The sequence below is a fragment of the Bacillus cereus group sp. MYBK30-2 genome, assembly GCF_051915945.1.
Classification (GTDB): Bacteria; Bacillota; Bacilli; order Bacillales; family Bacillaceae_G; genus Bacillus_A; species Bacillus_A paramycoides.
Map to the genome: position 1 here is coordinate 284,379 of NZ_JBQAFR010000001.1, position 16,446 is coordinate 300,824.

Below are 16,446 nucleotides of genomic sequence, written 5' to 3' on the forward strand. Positions count from 1 at the left end.
GACTTATGTATAATTAAAATCATTTCGTCAAATGAATGTCACATTAAAGTTTTATAGTGGATGTAGAAAGTGAAACATACACAAATCAGGAGATGGAATGATGAAAAAAGCGTTACAATATACTTTCATATTATTTACGTTTGTTACTTTATGTTATGTAGTATATACGAACTATGAAAAGCAAAAAGAAATTAAAAACAATAAACAAGTAATTAGTGAAGTTGCAAACAGGCATGGTATTCCAGATTGGATACCACTATCAATTGCTGATCATGAAACAAAGTTTAATCGAAAAGCGATAGGGGACAATGGAACATCTTTCGGATTATTCCAATTACATCGTGGTGGTTTAGCACCAGCACAATTATCAGAAGAGAGCTTAATGGACTCGCAAATAAATGCAACAATAGCAATCTCTAACATGGTTAATTCATATGAACGCGGTGTGAAAAAAGGATTGAAGGATTGGGATTTACTTAAATATGTTGCTAATACATCAGGATGGCCAGGAAATCTAGGAGGAGAATGGACAGATAATAATACGAAATATAATAAAGGGCTAGAACAATCTTATCAATTATATAAAAAAGAGAAATAGATATAAAAAGGCATTTCCAATTTGGGGAAATGTCTTTTTTATGTTATAGTATAATAGTGTTTGAATGATATGTTATTTTAATATATCATCGAATTTGTTGTGTAGTATTTTTATATTAAATAATTACTAAAATCATTTTTTTATATAAGGAGTAAGATGTAGGGAATATGAAAAATATAGATTTTATACTAGAAAGTGATGAAACATTAAAACCGTCAGAACGATTAGTACTATTATTATTAGAGAAGCATAGAATGTTATATACGAACGATCTATTAGCTCTTTCGAATTTATCATATAAAACATTAACGGATTCGCTAACAGCGCTCGTTATGAAGTCTTATGTATTAAAAGATACCGGTAAGGGAAGAAGACAGAATTGTTATAGATTAGTATAATAAGAGTACTGTTATAGAAGTTGGCTACATATGTGTTTTTCAAACGTAAGGATAAATTGTATTTTTGTTTTCAAATGATAAAAAACTTTTGATTTAAGTGAAAATTGGTTTCGATATGCAAAGAGTTCATGACTGCTAAATGTATAATTTTATTTCATTTTTATTAATGCTAATTTGTTATAAGTAAAAATGATGAAATTTTCAAGTGATTATAAAAATGAAATTCAAAAACAATCCAGTCGTTTGAGGGGTTGTTTTTTTATTGGTATAACAAATTACAAAAATAATATTATTATGTAAACTTATATATTTTGAAAGGAACATGTGATTATTAATAGAAATTATATAAAGAATACTTAATATCTTTATAAGTGGAGGCTCATTATGGAACAAATCATATTAATATCACAAGCTGTTATAAGCGGGGAAAAAGAAAAAGTAGTGGAGATAATAAACTCGGATCAAAGTATTGTAAATTCATATAGTGAAGATGGATGGACACCGCTTCATTTAGCTGCTTATTTTGGACAAAAAGAAATTGCAAGTTTCCTTTTAGAACAGGGAGCGGATATACATATTAGAGCAAAAAACGAAAATGAAAATACACCTCTTCAAGCAGCAATTGCGAATAAGCAAAGCGAGCTTGTAGCTTTCTTAATTGAAAAGGGATCAGATGTGAATGCTGCACAAAGTGGTGGTTGGACAGGACTTCATGAAGCGGCGTTATTAGGAAATGAAGAAATCATTATATTACTTCTTGAAAAGGGTGCTAATAAAATGATTAAGAAAAATGATGGGAAAACCGCATATGATATTGCTTTAGAAAAAGGGCATGAATCTCTATTACATCATTTGCAAGAGGAAGTGAGCTTATGATTAGCCACTGGAATGTAGGGGTTTTTCTTTTTAATGAAGTGGAAGTGTTAGATTTTGCGGGCCCATTTGAAGTTTTTTCCGTTACAGCAACAAGTGAAGGTCAACCATTTACAGTTCATACTGTTAGTCAAGATGGAGAAATGATTACAGCGAGAAATGGATTAAAGGTACAACCAGATTATAGTATCGAAGACTTACCTCCAGTTGATATTTTAATTATTCCTGGTGGGTTAGGTGCTAGAGAAAACGAAGTAAAAAATGAAATAATAATAAATTGGATCCGTCAGCAAATGAAAGAAGTAAAGTTAATGACTTCTGTTTGTACCGGTGCGCTTTTACTTGCGAAAGCTGGATTACTCGACGGCTTCAAAGCGACAACACATTGGGCAAGTATTGAAAATTTTAGAAATGATTTTCCGAATGTGGAAGTATTAGAGAATGTAAAGTTTGTCGATGAGGGGCACATTATTACGTCTGGTGGAATTTCGGCCGGAATTAACATGTCATTTCACATTGTGAAAAATTTGTTGGGTGCTCGGATTGCTGAAGAAACTGCGAAAAGAATGGAATACGATATTGATTTAAAATATTAAAAGTAAAACAAGACCAGCTGCTGGGTATTTCCAGCAGCTGGTCTTGTTCTATAGTGAACGAATATATGTTAACTCTTCATCTGTAAAAAGGGGACGAGTTGACGCACCTGCGTTTTCTTTCGCTTGCTTTTCTGTTTTCGCACCAGGAATTGCGACCGATACCGCTGGATGAGTGAGGATATAACGAAGTGCAAGTTGCCCTAAGGTTTGATTTTCATTTGAGAGTAATCGTAGTTTCTCTACTTTTTGTAAATCTTCTTGAAACCAAGTTTCTTTTGGCCATTCTTTGCGTAAATCGCCATCAGGAAAAGTTGTTGCGTTTGTGAATTTTCCAGTTAATATCCCCATTTTTAAAGGACCGCGTATAACAGCTCCTAAATTATTCTCTTTTAGGTATGGCAGTATGTCGTTTTCTGGTTTTCGGTTTAATATGTTGTAATCAAGTTGCACAACATCAATTGCATCGTGTTTATTGAAGTGTTTTATATATTGTAGGTCATGAGTTGAAACACCTACAGCTCTTACTTTTCCGTCCCGTTTTAATATTTCAAATGCGCGTAAAAATGCCTCTGTTTCTTCTTGTTTATCCCACCAAATGTGACAGAAATAAATATCTATATAGTCTGTTTGGAGGCGCAGTAAACTAGTGTCAAATACCGCGATTACTTTTTCAGCTGTATTATAAACAGGCTCTCCATTTGGATCATAGTGATGCCCAATGAGTCCGCCTTTCGTTGATAAAACGATATTATTACGGTAGTCTTTTATTGCCTGTGCTACTAATTTTTCACTATGACCTAGTCCATATACATCAGCAGTATCAATAAAATTCACACCGCATTCGATTGCTTTTTTCATAGCGGTTATAGATTGTGAATCGTTAACGGGTCCCCATTCATCACCACCAATCGCCCACGCTCCAAAGCCAATTTCTGAAACGGTAATTCCGGTTTTACCTAATGTACGGTAGTGCATCATTTTTCCTCCTTGTAAGCATGTTATAACATCGGTATGCAAGGGGAGGATGGATGTGTGTGAAAATGTTTTCTACAATAGAGGAAAAAGAATAACATAAACTACTATTTTATTGCAGCATAAATAAAAATTTTCATTTTGAATAGGGAAATGTCGTCGAACGCTATCTCTAATTGGTTAATTTATGAGATTTTTTTGTGAAGGAGCTTATTTTATAAGAATAGAATTTAAGTTAATAAGATCGTGCCGATGGCAGTGAAAAATATGGGTTAGGGGGATTTGAAAATGAGGAAACTCAAAAGAGTAAATATTCCTAATATACCAGAGCAACTATCACAGCCTAATGCCAACCGAGCAATAAATAAGAAGAAGTTAAGGCGTTTTATTTTCATGTTCATTTTTATCGCTGCAACTACTTTGTACGTTCAATATATTTTAACGAAACAACAAGAAATAATAAATGAAAAAAAAGATACAATTACGGATCAAAAGAAACAATTAGTTTCTTTAGAGAAAGATCAAGGTTTTTTAAAGACTAACATTGAGAATTTAACCGATAATGAAGAAGAGATATTAAAGTTTGCGAGAAAAGAGTATCAATTTTCTAAGTCAAACGAAACAATATTCGTATTGCCGAAGTGAAGTGGTGGAACAGTTAGCGATAGCTAACTGTTTTTTTATGTATGAATGAAGGAGTTTGTAGTATGAATGTCATGGTACAAGGAGTGATGACATATTGTAAAAATGAGGAGTGTGAGCCATTTCCAATTGTTTTAAGAGATTTTCATAATTATGGAATATATGTCGGAATAAATATTGTTAAAATTCTGTCAATTTTATATAATACAAGGTAAGCGGATATATTTTTTAATCAACGTTGAGTTAATAGCTCATACGCCTGCTAAGAAAACCGTTATCCTCGTATAAGAAAGGAAGATAGCTGTGTACGCATCAAATACAATTTATGTCGTAGGGGATGCGAAAGCACCTCAAAATAATCCCATTACCGAAAAATTCAAAAGTTATTTTGTAGCATTTGTACTTGAGAAGGATACAGGGGAAATTATAGATGCAGATTGCTCAGCGACAATTGCATTAACATCTCAATTTGTTAAATATTTGTTTCTACATAAAAATATTAATGACCCAGCGTTAGTAACAGAAATAAAAAATCGATATTTCGGTTCGTCTCAAAAGGCGCTACTTGTAGCGCTAAAAGATGCGCAGAAAAAATATAATCAGATTGCTGCTTTGTCTACACATTCATAGACAAAATCCAGCCGTAAGAATCTTCTTATGGCTGGATTTTTTTGTTGGACAACGAAAGGATGAACAAAATGAAAATTATCGATGTAAAAGTAAATCGTAGACGTGTAAAGCTTCATACACCGTTTAAAACAGCGCTTCGTACCGTAACGGAAATTGAAAGTATAGATGTGTTTATTCATACAGATGAAGGGATTGTCGGAAAAGGAGCTGCGGCAGCAACACCAGTTATTACTGGTGATTTCGCCAGCGGGATTGAGGAGGCAATATTAGGATCAATTCGTTCCGCATTAGTTGATAGAGACATACTGCAATTTCAAACGTTATTGTTACAAATTCAAATGAGCTGCGTAGGAAATACAAGTGCGAAAGCAGCGGTAGATATGGCTTTATACGATTTGTACTGTCAATTTCATAGTATACCTATATACGCATTACTAGGTGGAAAGAAAGAGATTTATACGGATATTACTGTAAGTGTGGATGAACCATTATTAATGGCAAAAGAGGCGAAAAAGCATATAGAAAAAGGATTCCAAACATTAAAAATTAAAGTTGGTAAAGAGGCACATTTAGATCTGGAACGCATTGAGGCAATTCGAAATGTAGTGCCAAAAAATACGACGTTACGTTTAGATGCAAATCAAGGATGGAATCCGAAAGAAGCGGTTTCAATCATTAAAGAAATGGAGAATAGAAATTTAAATATAGAATTTGTAGAACAACCTGTTCATGCGAAAGATTGGGATGGATTAAAATACGTGAAAGATAATGTACAAACGCCTATTATGGCAGATGAAAGCATCTTTTCAGCAAGGGATGCGTTAAAGCTCGTCCAAGGAGGATATGCAGACTTACTTAATATTAAATTAATGAAATGCGGCGGTATACGAGAAGCCTGGCGAATTGCGGATATTGCAGAAACAGCTGGTGTAAAATGTATGGTTGGAAGTATGATGGAATCTTCACTTTCAGTTAGCGCTGTGTCGCATTTAGCCGCGGCTCATCCGAATATTCATTACTTTGATCTTGATGCACCATTATGGTTAGTAGAAGAACCAGAAGGAATGACTTACACAGGTCCAAAGGTAAACCTACATTCTGCAGTGAATATAAAGTCTTAGAAGTAGTGTCTAGCAAACTATCTTTTAAGGGGGATATGTATGAAAAAAGTGGGGACAGCATTATTAACAACATTGTTTATTTTTTCATCGTTTACAGCGGCGAACGCTGAAGAGAGGAAAGAAAATAAAGCGTATATAGACGTATCGGCTGCAACGTTATGGACTGCACCCGATTCACTTCGGCCAATTGATGCACCTAGTGCAAGTAATCCTGTTGATTTATGGAAGTGGACGAAATCAATGACACTAGATGAGAAACTTTGGTTAACAAACGCAAATAAATTAGAAACGCAAGCGTTACTCGGTCAAGAAGTAACTGTAATTGATAAACGAGGCGATTGGGTGAAAGTGCTAGTGCATGGACAGCCAACGCCGCGAAATGAGGAAGGGTACCCCGGATGGATGCCTGAAAAACAATTAGCGTATAATCAAGAATTTGCAGATAAGGCAGGACAGCCCTTCGTTTTAATTACAAAACCGACAGCTATTCTATATATAAATCCTTCTGAAAAACATAAATCACTTGAGGTGAGTTATAATACGCGGTTACCACTTTTAAGTGAAGATACTATTTCGTACCGCGTACTATTACCAAATGGTCAGAAGGCGTGGTTACGCAAGAAAGATGGAACTGTTCACCGTTCTCAAAATGATATTCCTACGCCAACAGCTGATGATCTAATAAATACTGGTAAGATGTTTTTAGGATTACCGTATATATGGGCTGGTACAAGTGGGTTTGGCTTTGATTGCTCAGGATTTACTCATACGATATATAAATCACATGGTATTACAATCCCACGAGATTCGGGGCCACAGTCAAAAGCAGGAATCGCAGTTGATAAGGAAAATCTTCAAAAGGGAGATTTAATATTCTTCGCACATGATCAAGGAAAAGGTAGTGTTCATCACGTTGGAATGTATATTGGTGATGGCAATATGATTCATTCACCAAGAGCTGAAAGATCGGTAGAAATTATTCCGCTAAATAAACTAGGATATATAGAAGAATACGCTGGTGCTCGTCGTTACTTACCTTGAAAAAGATAGGGGGCTTTATATGAAAAAGGTTGTTCGCTATTCATTAGTTAGTACTCTACTTGTCTCTTCATTTTTAGTAGGCTGTGCGAAAGAAAAAACAGTTACAAAGCCGAAAGATGAGAAGAAAGTATTACAATTATTAGAAACGGGTGAAATTCCGTCATTGAATTCAGGGAAAGTAACAGATGCAGTTTCGTTTAATGTTTTAAACAATGTTATGGAAGGATTATTCCGTTTATCGAAAAATGATGAAGTGATTCAGGCTGGGGCACAAAAATATGAAGTGAGTAAAGATGGAAAGACATATACCTTCCACTTGCGTGATGCGAAATGGTCTAACGGTGATCCAGTAACAGCTCATGATTACGTATATGCTTGGAAGCAACTTATTAATCCAGATACAGCCTCTCAATATGCATATATTGCGTACGATGTGAAAAATGCGGAAAAGATAAATAAAAAACAATTAGGATTAGAAGAATTAGGTGTGAAAGCAAAAGATGATAAAACGTTTGTTGTTGAGTTAGAACATCCAGTACCATATTTTACAAAGCTATTAATTTTACCGTCTTTCTATCCAATAAATGAAAAGTTTGCGAAGGAGCAAGGCGATAAATATGGCTTAGAGGCGAATAAAGCGATATATAATGGGCCGTTTACGTTATCAGAGTGGAAGCACGAAGCGAGCTTTACAATGAAGAAAAACGATAAATATTGGGATAAAAAAGAAGTGAAATTAGATGAAGTAAACTACCAAATTGTTAAAGAAATTTCAACTGCGGTAAATTTATATGAAACAGATAAGGTAGATAGAGCTGTCATTTCTACAGAATTCGTAGATAAATATAAAAATAATAAAGAACTGAAACAATATACAGATCCAGTTATGTATTTCTTCCGTTTCAATGAAAATGTACCGATTCTTAAAAATAAAAACGCACGTCTTGCACTTAGCACAGTTTTTGATAAGAAGGGACTTGCAACCTCGTTTTTAAATGATGGTTCGGTAGCTGCGAACTACTACGTTCCGAAAGGATTTTTAAAGGGGCCAGATAAGAAAGATTTTAGAGATACGGCTGGAGAGTTTAATAAGACGAACGTAAAACAGGCAAAGGAATATTGGGAAAAAGCAAAACAAGAGACGGGAACAAATGAAGTAACGTTAGAATTCTTAAACTATGACTTAGAAAACTTTAAAAAAGTAGGAGAGTATATTAAAGAAGAGCTTGAGAAAAACTTACCAGGGCTAAAAGTAAATGTGAAATTACAACCACATACTCAAAAACTAGCGTTAGAGAAGAAAAAAGAATATGAAATGTCGTTATCACGCTGGTTACCTGATTATCCAGATCCAATGACATACTTAGAAGTTTTCCTTTCGGGAAGTACCGTTAATAATACAGGGTATGCAAATCCAGAATACGATGCGCTAATTAAGAAGATTAAAACAGAATTAGGTAATGATGAAAAAGCTCGTTGGAAAGCAATGCAAGATGCTGAAAAAGTACTTCTTGATGATGCAGTAATTGCACCAGTATTCCAGCGCGGACTATCTTACTTACAAAAACCGTACGTAAAAGATTTATATGTTCACCAATTTGGTCCAGCAACAAGCTTAAAATGGGCGGACATACAAAAATAAGGTAAGAGAAAAACAGACGTCATGTATTGATAGTCTGTTTTTTTCTGGATGGTAGTTCATGGTATAATTTACCAGTCTGTAAACAGTATTAGGAGGGGGATTATGTCTGTATTTGTAGAGGGGAAAGTAATGCATACGAAAAGGTTGTCCATGAGAAGACCAAAATTAGAAGATGTTGATCAATTGTATAATATTTTGAAGAAAGAAGCGGTTGGTCAATGGCTTGCTAAATCAAGAGGTATGTCACTAGACGAAACTAAAGATTATATTAGTCAACTTATATTGCATTGGGAACAGTATGATTTTGGTGTATGGCTGTTATTCAAAAATGAAACAGGCCAGCTATTAGGACATTGTGGTTTAAGAAAGGTAGATGAAACAGGGGAAACAGAAATTATGTATCTCCTTGACCCTGAGTATTGGGGTAATGGATATGCGATTGAAGCAGCAGATGCAACCATTCAATATGCAACAGAGGCGATGAATCTAAAAAGAATAATCGCTAGAGTGAAAATAGCAAATGAGAATTCAAAGAAACTTTTGCGTAAGCAAGGATTTACATATACTTTCGATGTTGACCATAGTGGGCGTTTATTATCTTACTTTGAACTCCGTACATATTCTAATGAGTTATAGACATTTTATATGTTTTTTTATCGCTTAAAAATAAAATTATTACTAAAATTCCAGTGTGAAATTTATGTAGAATCTTGTATAATTAACATGTTTCTTTGGAAACATTTTCTTACGCTTTAATTATAGGGCTTAATAGAGCGAAGGAAGGAAATACATACATGTAAATAATAGATAAATAGAATGGAACATGTATATAGAAAAAGGAGAGAAATGATGGCGTGTCAAAAACAAGGGTTACAAGTTATTAGTAATGGAAAGAGGAATCACCGATGAAGATGAAGCATGCTTTTGGTCCAATTATTTTAGCGTGTCTACTCTTTTTCATTATATTGCTTATCCCATCTAAAAGTTTAGTATCACTTATTAGCGATAAGAAGGTTGAAGATGCGGCAACTTCTTTGCAAAAAGAGAAATTACAAAGTGTTTTCCTACAGCAGAAAATGTTAGAGAATTCGCAGTATTTACCGATGTATGGTTCATCGGAATTTTTACGAATGGATGCATATCATCCATCTAATTATTTCAAAGTAAATCCCGCAGGTTTTACACCATTTCTAATAGGAACTGGCGGTACGCAAAGCTTGGCTCATATTTTAAATATGACGTCTACAATGGATGAATTAGAAGGTAAAAAAGTAGTCTTTGTTCTTTCACCACAATGGTTTACAAAAACGGGTGTATCACAAGGGGACTTTTCAAATAATTTTTCTAAACAACAAGCATATCATTTTATTTTTAATGATGAAATTAATCCTGAAATGAAGAAGAAAATTGCGAAACGTTTACTAGATTATAAAGTTGTTCGTAAAGATGCGATATTAAGTAGTTCGCTAGAAAGTATTGTATATAACGATACAAAACATAACATCAAAGCTGGACTAGCTAAACCGCTAGCATATATGTACCGGAACATTTTAGATCATAGAGATTTATTTAATTCTCTATTTAAGATCGAACCAATGGAAGAGAAAACAAATACGGGACTGCGTTCAATTTCTTGGGAAGATGCACGTAAACAAGCGGAACAAGAAGGTAAGGCGGAATCCACAACAAATACATTCGGAATAGAAAATCCGTATTACTATAAACATAATTTAAAGAAAAAGTTAAAAGCTTTAAAAAACTTTAGAGCGAATGAATCGTATGATGAATCACCAGAATATGATGACTTACAAATTGTTTTAGATCTTTTCAAAGAAAAACATGTAAAACCACTCTTTATTTCTGTACCTGTAAATGGACCGTGGTATGATTACGCTGGTTTCCCAAAAGAACGCCGTGATGTGTATTATAATAAGGTTCGCGAGCAAGTCGAGAAAGCCGGATACCCAGTAGTCGATTTTTCTAGCCATGAATATGATAAGTATTTCTTAAAAGATACAATTCATTTAGGCTGGAAAGGCTGGATCTATTTTGATGAAGCAGTGCAGAAATTTTACTCTGAAAAATAATGTATAAACAATGGAAACAGGAATGGCGATAAAGCCGTTCCTGTTTTTTTAATATAAAAGATTTTGATGTGGGCAATTTGGAAAGGCATGTATATCTTGGATTTGTCTAAAGTCATAATGTTTCATGGCGAACTGAGCTTGGTAAAGGTATTCGTAAAGAAATAATTGATTATCTTGTACGCCGCATAAAACACCGGAAGTCCCTTGCCCATTAATGAGAGAAATACCAACAGGGCGACCGATTAAGTATGGTACTTTTTGCTGCCAATGCATAGGGGAGTCACTCCTTTTTGAGTTACTATACGAGGTTACAAATGAATTGTAACTTATCCATGTAAATCTTAAACTGGAGGGTTTTAATGAAATGTCTAGAAGTCATTAATATGAATGAATTATAAGTGTGGAAGAGGAGTGAATTATGGAGAAAGAAAGGATTCTGGAAGAAAAGCTAAGCCTAATAGAATGGTGCCAAACATTGAAGGGTATATCTGATGATATATGGTTTCAATCATTTAAAAAAGGTTCATGGGGAACTGCGGATGTGATTTCACATTTTATAGTTTGGGATGAGTTTTTAATGAAGTATAGAATCTTGTACTTTATAAGCTCGCAATATGTACCTGATGTTCCAACGGATGTGAAAGAAATGAACAAGAGTGCAATGAGATATGCGAGATCTGGTATTTCTAAAGAAGAACTAATAGATCAGTTTATTTTCACCCGAAAACAATTAGTTGATCAAATTAATCAAATTCCTGCCCGGAATTTTAATGATGGCTACCAATTCGGCACAAAAAGAGTGAGATTAAACAATTATTTTTCATCACTCATTCAACATGATTTAAAACATAAAGAAGAAATTATACAATTTCTAAAAAAAAAATGAAGCCTACAATAAAAACCGCTATTATTCTAATTGAATGTATAGCGGTTTTTATTTAGAATTTTAAGCAAGATTTTTACGTTTTTTTAACCATATTTTTATCGCGAAATATAAAATAATAAGAACAACTCCGCCAATAGCGAAAGATTTCACATATGGTCCGGCAACGTCATTTATATTACCCCAGTTTTCTCCAAGTTTTTCACCTAAATAAATGAAAATGATAGACCAAGGAATAATCGCAAGCCCTGTTAAAGTAATGAAACGTGAAATTGGCATTTTTGTAATCCCAGCAGGAATTGAAATTGCATGACGAACGACAGGAATGAAACGTGCAGTGAAAATTACGCCAGTTCCGTATCGATTAAACCAATCTTCAGCAGCATCAATTTGTTTTTTATGAATGAAAATATACTTCCCATAACGTTCTAAGACAGGGCGACCGCCGTATCGTCCAATCCAATAAATAAAGACTTGGGCAATGATTCCGCCAATGGTACCGAATATAACTGCGCCTACAAATGAGATACTTCCAGTTGATACTAAGTATCCCGCATAAGCAAGGACAATTTCACTTGGAATAATCTCAATCATAAGTCCAAGCATAATGCCCCAATAACCTAATCCTTCAAAAAACGTTAATACTGAATGAATAAAACTACTTAACATTGTTGCACCTTCTAGTTCATAAATTTTTAGGGTGAAGTTCTTTTTATTTAACAACATAAAAAGTTCACTATATGCAAATTATACCTTATTTAATGAACATATTGCCATTTCAATACTTTTTTATGTCTCGTATTTATTTTCCTTGTATTTATAGTAAACGATATAAATTGAGTTTTCATGAAGAGATAATGAAAAAAATATTAAAAATTTCTCATATTTAAAGAGAAGGAAAGGGGTTAGTAGACTGAACGGCATTAATTTAATTGGAACGATCTATTCTTATTTTTCACTTTATAAAACAAAAATCAAAAAATTCCCAAATTTTAGTTTTTAAAGATTGTTTATTACAGTATAATGGAATATGTTAGGAAATTTATTTGTGTAAGGAGGGATAATCTTGTGTACTTTTAAATATCATACAAGAACAATAAAAATTACGTTGTCCAGTATTAAGCCTACTTATAATCGGTATGTTAAATCTTAAGCGATAATGATCTGAAATGAACTTGCGTGAGATTATCGTAAATAGATAATCTTTTAAATATGCTTATTGGTAAAGGATTATTAATATACTTATCTAGGTTTATGGACTTCTTATCCTAGCAGCATTGTTCTTGCTATAAACTAGGAGGAAGCAAATTAAATGATGAATTTATTGTCCAAACCAGTGAAAATAAAGGGAAATGAATTGGAAGAAGTCTTAAAGAAAATTCAAAGTGGGCAAACAACATGGGATGAAAAGAATAAGACTGATATTGTTAAAGCGATGATTAACCATATTGGTTCGACGGATAGCGAACTTAGAGAATTGATTTACAGTTCTTTTTCTCAATTGATATTAGGTAATGAACTAGCGCATGAGTTATTAGTGGAAATATTAGATTTTTGTTTAAGTGACTTGTTATTTAAAGGGATTGGTGAGAATGGGACAGATACTGTATTTACAAGGTCATTTACCTCACTTTTAATTGCACTCATTTTGTACAAGGATAACGAAAATCAATTTCTATCTCAATCCATTATTTATAAAGCAAAAGATGAGTTAATTCATTATATTAATTTAGAACAGGATTTAAGGGGATATGTCCCTGAAAAAGGGTGGGCTCACAGTGTTGCACATGTGGCTGATGTTTGTGTGGAACTTGTAAAAAACGAAAAAATTGAAAAGTATTACTCAGAAATATTAGAAACGCTTTGGAAAAAAATATTTTATACAAAAGGTGTTTATATCCATAATGAAGACGGGAGAATTATAAAACCAATTCTAGCAATGTTAAATCGAGGATTAGAGATAGAGGGAGTAGAAGCATTAATCAAAGGTATACCAATGGAAATGAAATGTCAAAAAGAAGAGCTTGATGATGAACATTATTTGTTCCTAAAAGCAAACTGTAAGTTATTTTTAAAAAGTTTTTATATAGAAATTAACTCAAATTCTAATTTGTTATCACTGCAAAAAAATATTGAAACTTGCTTATCAGAAATTTAAAGGATTAATTACTTGTTCAAATAGCGGGGACATAAATGAAAGGACATTAAATAACTTTATTTTCATAAAAAAATAGGAGCAAATTTGCTCCTATTTTTTTATGGTTTTACATCTAAATTTTGTAAAAATAATGTTGCTGTCACATATCGTTTCGCTAGCATTTGTACATATGCGGTATGTACAGAGAGTGTAGCGATAATAATAGCGTTACGAATTGCTTCGCGTTGTTCGTTATTTATTTGATCGAACTTGCTTGCGATTTTATCAGCTTTTTCTTTTACAATATTTTCAATCGTATGAATTGTATCTGTAGCATTTAGTTGTATGCAATTCCCTTGATTTAGTTCTTCAAATAAAGAGGAATAAGCAACATATAAATGAACAGGATTAATTAAATCATCACTTCGATCGGCCGGGTCATTTACGATGAGACGTAATAGTTTACGAATAGATTCAAAATCAAGCGCTGTTTTTAAATCTTCAACAATGAATAGTAAGGCTGCTTGTTCGATTGAGTATTTCTTCCCTTTTTGAGGGGAGCCAATCATTTCTTTTATATCTCGTTTCACCCAGTTTTGCATAGCAGTTACAGAGAAACTCGTGTTTTCGATCTGATTGCCAAGCGCAACTATTTCATTTAAAGAAAAACCGACGTCCGTATCGTCAATCTTAATCAGTTTTTCAAAAATAGGTGAAAGTGCGGTTGTAATAAAAGCAGTAACGCTTTGTCCGCTCTCAATATCTTTTTTATGTGACTTTGCCCAAGCTTCTTGTAAAATACCGAGAGGCTTTTTCGTATTCCATCCTCTTAGTGATAGAAGGAGCGTTGCCATTTCGTTTCGTGTGAGATGAAATGTTTCCATCTTTTCACCTCCAAAATTATAAAAAGTTCTTATGAACTTATAATATGTTTTGTTTCATTTAAAGTCAATTCTGTTTTGCTTAATTTTTCCTATGTCATGAAATTGTCGTAAGTAAATAATGCTTGCATATTTCGACAAAAGTTCATATAATAAGTTCATAAGAACCTTTAAAATGGTTTTAAAACAAATCTATCATTCTAAATTTACAAGAAAGATAGATTTCACATATATCTATATAAAAGGAGAATGGATATAATATGTTGAAAAAACTTGTAGCAGTAATGACAGCATTCATGGTTATCTTTGGGGCTAGTAGCTTTATGTTCGTAGATCATGCGGCAGCGAAAAGTTACAAATCTGGTAAAAAATCATATACACCAAGTTCAGGTCAAAAGTCAAAAGTTGATTTAAACAAAAAAGATTCTAATGTAAATTCACAAAAAACAACAACTGATTCAAAAACAAAAGCAACAAACACAGCGCCAAAAAGTAATAAAGGAAGCTTTATGAAAGGTTTATTACTAGGTGGTCTTGGTGGTTTACTAATGGGTAGCTTATTTGCAAATATGGGAGCTCTTGGTTCTGTATTAGCGTTTATGGTAAATATGTTAGTAATGGCTGGTATCGTAATGTTAGCAGTTCGTGCATTCAAATACTTCAAAGACCAACGTAAGAAAAAGGCGGATGAAGTAGCATGGAAACAATAAAAATCTCTGAACAAGAGCTTATAAATGCGCTTTGCGTATATATCGCTGAAAAAAGACAAGTTGGGCCAGAAGAAGTTTTAGTTGAACTAATGTATGATGATGACTACGGTTTCTCTGCAGAAGTAGAGGTAAATGGTCGCCAGCAAATTTTAATTCAAGCAAACTTAATCGAAGCACTACGCTTGTTGCTTGATCGAGAATACAACGTCAATTCATTTGCAGCAAGATTGCAACTTGAATTAGATGATGAAGAAGGCATTTACGCATTAGCGAAATTTAATAATAATGAACAATAAAACTGTTAGAGCTGTATGCTCTAACAGTTTTTTTATTTTGATTTCTATTGTTAGTATGTTTCCTATTTTGGTATAAAATCCAGTATTTCATGTGTCTTCAATTTAGTATTTGCATCATTTTATCTATCTAATCAAAAGTTGGCTATCCAAATAAATAATAATTTTGACATAAAACGACTTTTATTTATCTATTCGACGAATTGTGACAAATAAATCACAACTATATTTGATATGATATTTCAGAAATCTTATATTTTATTATTCAAAGCGAGGTAGAAGAATGATGGTGTGAATTTAGCTGAATTAGCTCATAAGGCTTCTGGTGAAAAAGAAGTGTGTATATCGAGAAGATTAGAAAAGTTCAAAAAAGGAGAACGGAACATGGAAACACAAACACAGACTTATAAATATCCTAGGCAAAAGATTAATGGAATTTGGCTAATAATTGCTGGAACAGCAATGTTCTTACTTTTAATAAAACATAACGGATATCCAAATGTGTGGCCTTTTATTATTGTTTATATATTAGGAATGACATGGCAATTGAGCCCTAAAACTAGGAGGAGATTAGCGGTTGGTTCTGGAACACCGGAACAAAAAAAGTGGGCTAATTTTTCAATAATTATATTGGCTATTTTAGTTTTTCTCGCTTTTCATTTTGGTGGTGATGATTATAGAAGTTGTTGGCTATTAATTCTTTTAGCAGTAGGTATTCACTTTATACCGTTTATTCCAGTACATGGGAAGATTATGTTTTTGCTGTCCGTTATTTTAATAATCAATGCATCCATAGGATTAATCATTACTAACGTAAATCTAGATATCTTTTTTGTAGTAGATGGTTTAATAAAAATTTTATTTGGTGTAATTTTTATTAGGTTAAGTCCTATTGATTTTTAAAATATAGTTGATAAAAATTTCAGAAAAGAAGGCATAGTA

The 16,446-nt window shown here is 33.2% G+C and carries 19 protein-coding genes and 1 pseudogene; 16 read left to right on the forward strand and 4 right to left on the reverse strand.

The annotated features are described in order from the left end of the window. Nucleotides 1-97: 97 nt before the first annotated feature. The 4 genes from ACTFQM_RS01475 (at nt 98) to ACTFQM_RS01490 (ending at nt 2,465) form a co-directional block, all read left to right on the forward strand. Nucleotides 98-598 carry an invasion protein gene (locus ACTFQM_RS01475; RefSeq protein ID WP_440033202.1) on the forward strand — a complete coding sequence of 167 codons (501 nt, stop codon included), beginning with the start codon at nt 98-100 and terminating at the stop codon, nt 596-598. Between the two features lie 167 nt (nt 599-765). Continuing rightward, nucleotides 766-996 (forward strand): hypothetical protein, encoded by a 231-nt coding sequence (locus ACTFQM_RS01480; RefSeq protein ID WP_002172334.1) that lies wholly within the window; start codon nt 766-768, stop codon nt 994-996. A gap of 384 nt (nt 997-1,380) precedes the next feature. Continuing rightward, nucleotides 1,381-1,872, forward strand: a complete 492-nt coding sequence (locus tag ACTFQM_RS01485) for an ankyrin repeat domain-containing protein (RefSeq protein ID WP_048371064.1) — start codon at nt 1,381-1,383, stop codon at nt 1,870-1,872. After that, entirely contained in the window at nt 1,869-2,465 is a 597-nt protein-coding gene (locus ACTFQM_RS01490) for a DJ-1/PfpI family protein (RefSeq protein WP_440033203.1), read from the forward strand. Before ACTFQM_RS01485 ends, ACTFQM_RS01490 begins: the two co-directional genes overlap by 4 nt. Nucleotides 2,466-2,513: 48 nt before the next feature. On the opposite strand, the gene ACTFQM_RS01495 is transcribed toward ACTFQM_RS01490, so the two are convergent. Then, the gene (locus ACTFQM_RS01495) at nt 2,514-3,440 is read right to left on the reverse strand and encodes an aldo/keto reductase (protein WP_440034368.1); all 927 of its coding nucleotides are present in this window, start codon (nt 3,438-3,440) and stop codon (nt 2,514-2,516) included. A gap of 285 nt (nt 3,441-3,725) precedes the next feature. Here ACTFQM_RS01495 and ACTFQM_RS01500 point away from each other — a divergent pair, with 285 nt between their 5' ends. The 7 genes from ACTFQM_RS01500 (at nt 3,726) to dltD (ending at nt 10,600) form a co-directional block, all read left to right on the forward strand. Continuing rightward, nucleotides 3,726-4,082: an FtsB family cell division protein gene (locus ACTFQM_RS01500; RefSeq protein ID WP_440033204.1), complete on the forward strand. Its 357-nt coding sequence runs from the start codon at nt 3,726-3,728 to the stop codon at nt 4,080-4,082. 300 nt (nt 4,083-4,382) lie between these two features. Continuing rightward, nucleotides 4,383-4,709: a DUF3870 domain-containing protein gene (locus ACTFQM_RS01505; protein WP_212936250.1), complete on the forward strand. Its 327-nt coding sequence runs from the start codon at nt 4,383-4,385 to the stop codon at nt 4,707-4,709. A gap of 68 nt (nt 4,710-4,777) precedes the next feature. Further along, nucleotides 4,778-5,830 carry a dipeptide epimerase gene (locus tag ACTFQM_RS01510; protein ID WP_440033205.1) on the forward strand — a complete coding sequence of 351 codons (1,053 nt, stop codon included), beginning with the start codon at nt 4,778-4,780 and terminating at the stop codon, nt 5,828-5,830. A gap of 39 nt (nt 5,831-5,869) precedes the next feature. Further along, nucleotides 5,870-6,871 carry a C40 family peptidase gene (locus tag ACTFQM_RS01515; protein WP_440033206.1) on the forward strand — a complete coding sequence of 334 codons (1,002 nt, stop codon included), beginning with the start codon at nt 5,870-5,872 and terminating at the stop codon, nt 6,869-6,871. Between the two features lie 19 nt (nt 6,872-6,890). Beyond that, on the forward strand, nt 6,891-8,513 hold the full coding sequence (locus tag ACTFQM_RS01520; protein ID WP_440033207.1) for a peptide ABC transporter substrate-binding protein: 1,623 nt from the start codon (nt 6,891-6,893) through the stop codon (nt 8,511-8,513). A 102-nt stretch (nt 8,514-8,615) separates the two neighbouring features. Then, nucleotides 8,616-9,149 carry a GNAT family N-acetyltransferase gene (locus tag ACTFQM_RS01525; RefSeq protein WP_440033208.1) on the forward strand — a complete coding sequence of 178 codons (534 nt, stop codon included), beginning with the start codon at nt 8,616-8,618 and terminating at the stop codon, nt 9,147-9,149. A gap of 269 nt (nt 9,150-9,418) precedes the next feature. Then, nucleotides 9,419-10,600, forward strand: coding sequence for a D-alanyl-lipoteichoic acid biosynthesis protein DltD (gene dltD, locus ACTFQM_RS01530; RefSeq protein WP_440033209.1), 1,182 nt, complete (start codon nt 9,419-9,421; stop codon nt 10,598-10,600). A 48-nt stretch (nt 10,601-10,648) separates the two neighbouring features. Here the strand turns inward: dltD and ACTFQM_RS01535 are convergent, their stop codons facing one another. Continuing rightward, nucleotides 10,649-10,873: a hypothetical protein gene (locus ACTFQM_RS01535; protein ID WP_440033210.1), complete on the reverse strand. Its 225-nt coding sequence runs from the start codon at nt 10,871-10,873 to the stop codon at nt 10,649-10,651. 145 nt (nt 10,874-11,018) lie between these two features. On the opposite strand from ACTFQM_RS01535, the pseudogene ACTFQM_RS01540 reads away from it, so the two are divergent. After that, a pseudogene (locus ACTFQM_RS01540) lies at nt 11,019-11,520 on the forward strand (DinB family protein). A gap of 26 nt (nt 11,521-11,546) precedes the next feature. On the opposite strand, the gene ACTFQM_RS01545 reads toward ACTFQM_RS01540, so the two are convergent. Further along, entirely contained in the window at nt 11,547-12,152 is a 606-nt protein-coding gene (locus tag ACTFQM_RS01545; RefSeq protein ID WP_071719317.1) for a DedA family protein, read from the reverse strand. A gap of 643 nt (nt 12,153-12,795) precedes the next feature. Between ACTFQM_RS01545 and ACTFQM_RS01550 the strand changes: the two genes are divergently transcribed. Next, nucleotides 12,796-13,641, forward strand: a complete 846-nt coding sequence (locus ACTFQM_RS01550) for a DUF2785 domain-containing protein (protein ID WP_440033211.1) — start codon at nt 12,796-12,798, stop codon at nt 13,639-13,641. A 98-nt stretch (nt 13,642-13,739) separates the two neighbouring features. Here the strand turns inward: ACTFQM_RS01550 and ACTFQM_RS01555 are convergent, their stop codons facing one another. Continuing rightward, nucleotides 13,740-14,504, reverse strand: a complete 765-nt coding sequence (locus ACTFQM_RS01555; protein WP_000447229.1) for a DUF1836 domain-containing protein — start codon at nt 14,502-14,504, stop codon at nt 13,740-13,742. Between the two features lie 257 nt (nt 14,505-14,761). On the opposite strand from ACTFQM_RS01555, the gene ACTFQM_RS01560 reads away from it, so the two are divergent. The 3 genes from ACTFQM_RS01560 to ACTFQM_RS01570 all read left to right on the forward strand — a co-directional run bounded on the left by ACTFQM_RS01560 (nt 14,762) and on the right by ACTFQM_RS01570 (nt 16,407). Further along, a complete protein-coding gene (locus ACTFQM_RS01560) occupies nt 14,762-15,211 on the forward strand; it encodes a hypothetical protein (RefSeq protein WP_002172319.1) in 450 nt (149 codons plus the stop codon). Further along, the gene (locus ACTFQM_RS01565; protein ID WP_440033212.1) at nt 15,199-15,507 is read left to right on the forward strand and encodes a YxcD family protein; all 309 of its coding nucleotides are present in this window, start codon (nt 15,199-15,201) and stop codon (nt 15,505-15,507) included. The genes ACTFQM_RS01560 and ACTFQM_RS01565 overlap by 13 nt, the downstream gene beginning before the upstream one ends. Nucleotides 15,508-15,888: 381 nt before the next feature. Beyond that, entirely contained in the window at nt 15,889-16,407 is a 519-nt protein-coding gene (locus tag ACTFQM_RS01570; RefSeq protein WP_440034369.1) for a DUF6609 family protein, read from the forward strand. Nucleotides 16,408-16,446: the final 39 nt, after the last annotated feature.